Annotated in this window: 2 protein-coding genes; one reads left to right on the top strand and one right to left on the bottom strand. The window is 35.1% G+C overall.

Annotated elements, in window-relative coordinates:
• Positions 1 to 142: 142 nt before the first annotated feature.
• On the bottom strand, positions 143 to 631 hold the full coding sequence (locus AC58DT_RS15665; protein ID WP_497217728.1) for a phosphoribosylaminoimidazolesuccinocarboxamide synthase: 489 nt from the start codon (positions 629 to 631) through the stop codon (positions 143 to 145).
• A 12-nt stretch (positions 632 to 643) separates the two neighbouring features.
• Here AC58DT_RS15665 and AC58DT_RS15660 point away from each other — a divergent pair.
• A partial coding sequence (locus AC58DT_RS15660; protein ID WP_497217727.1) for a hypothetical protein occupies positions 644 to 894 on the top strand: 251 nt, incomplete at its 3' end.

Genomic DNA, 894 nt, shown 5'->3' with positions numbered 1-894 from the left:
CAGTAAAATAATTGAAATTCAAACAAAAGAATAGCTTATAGATCCATCTTTCAATCTGTAAGCCTAGAATAATAATGTCAAAAATTAATGAAGAAATATGTTGTTTTTTACCTCAGTTCTTTGTTGGCATTTCGTTGTTTTTTTATTGCATAAGTTGTTCTTCTCTCATTATCTCAACAGCCTTTTCTGTTTCATTCTGTCCGTTAGTCAATGAGCCTGGAAGCATAATCAGTCGTTTTTTGATTTTTCCGTTCTCATCTTCGAACAGCACTTCAAATCTTGAACGAGTCAGTCCTTTAACAGCTTTTTTCAGTTTTACATCTTTTATTTTTTCTCGGTCGATAATTGGTGTCGCTGAATTATTTAGACTACTTACAATTCCGTAAATCAGATATAGTCCGATTAGTCCAAATAAAATTGGCTGTAAGGTCTGTCCGTTTTTATATGCTTCATAACCAAAATAGAACAGTCCAACTGTTATTGCTCCGTAAATTATAAGGATTCTTGCAATGTTGTTTCCAACAGTCACTTTAGCCACATTTCCAACAACCCCGTCTCTTGTCAAGACAATTTTGTCAGGAAGGATATGGCAAAATCCCGTTTTTGTCTTAAATGTCTTTTCTGATTCCATTTCGTTTTTTCAATGAATGCCAACGGTCTTGGCTATGATACGTTGCGGAAAAATCCGCAGGATTCTTTCCGCCATAGCCGAAAGATAGCAAATTGCAATGAAATTCCGATAGGAATTTCAGCCGCAATGAATTATAGCCATTGTGCCTGTTGCACAACCACCTCTTCAAATATAGCAAAAGGCTTGTATAAAATTGAGAAGTTTCTTAATTTCATGCCTATGCAAGGCAAGAAAAACTATCAGGAAAAACTCTTCACAAGCTT

Source organism: Aequorivita sp. CRS11 (genome assembly GCF_059693805.1).
The sequence above is the reverse complement of the archived record's forward strand: the minus strand, read 5'-3'. Positions and strand labels throughout refer to the sequence as shown.